This is a genomic window from Pseudonocardia sp. SID8383 (assembly GCF_009864975.1).
In the GTDB taxonomy this organism is placed as follows: Bacteria; Actinomycetota; Actinomycetes; order Mycobacteriales; family Pseudonocardiaceae; genus Pseudonocardia; species Pseudonocardia alni.
Window position 1 is genome coordinate 1 of record NZ_WWFY01000613.1, and the last position, 772, is coordinate 772.

Consider the following 772-nt stretch of genomic DNA (forward strand, 5'->3'; position numbering starts at 1 on the left):
GCCCGCCGTGCCGCGGCGTGGAGCAGGTCGGGCTCGGGCAGGCCGCGGCCGTCGACGTCGGCGGGCGACAGGACCATGTCCGCCCGTTCGGTGAACTCCAGCGCCGACACCAGCCGGTCCCGCAGCTCGGGATCGAACCCGCAGGTCAGGGCCACGCTCAGGCCGGCGTCGCGGAGCGCGTCGAGGGTCTGCGCGGCGCCGGGGACCGGGCGGACGCGGCCCGCGTCCAGCGCGGCGTGCAGGTGGTCGGCGAACGCGGAGTGCGCGCGGCGGGCCCGGTACATGTCGCCGTCGAGGAGCTCGCCGAGCACCGTCATGACCGGGCGGTCCATCGTCGCGCGGGCCTGCCGGTCCAGCGCCGGGTAGCAGGGACCGTCGACGCGGACCCCGGCGGCGCGCAGGCCGGCCCGCAGGCCGGCGAGCACGAGCCCGTCGTCGACCATCGTCGTACCCGCCAGGTCGAGCACCGCCAGTTGCACGGGTGAACTCCACCGGCGCCGGATGACGATCACCCGACTCCTGGTCGACATCCGGGTGAACCGGCCGCGTCACTCCGGGGGCGTCACCACAGCTCGCCGTCGCGCCAGTCGCAGACCAGCGCGCGGGCCGGGTCGAGCGGCGCGTCGACGGGCAGGACGTGCACGGCGCCGCGCTCGTCGGGGGTGTCGACGACGCCGTAAGGGGTGAGCGCGGCGAGCGGGCCGCACCACGGTTCCCAGCCGTGCCTGCGGTAGAGCCGCGCGGCGCGGGCGGCCGCGCCGAGCGCCCCGAG

The 772-nt window shown here is 77.5% G+C and carries 1 protein-coding gene and 1 pseudogene; both read right to left on the reverse strand.

The window, feature by feature from the left end; translation table 11 throughout:
• Positions 1-479: HAD family hydrolase (locus GTW08_RS14825; protein WP_161152084.1), on the reverse strand; the 479-nt coding region annotated here is incomplete at its 3' end.
• 83 nt (positions 480-562) lie between these two features.
• Positions 563-772, reverse strand: a pseudogene (locus tag GTW08_RS14830) (aminoglycoside 2'-N-acetyltransferase); the annotation flags it as partial.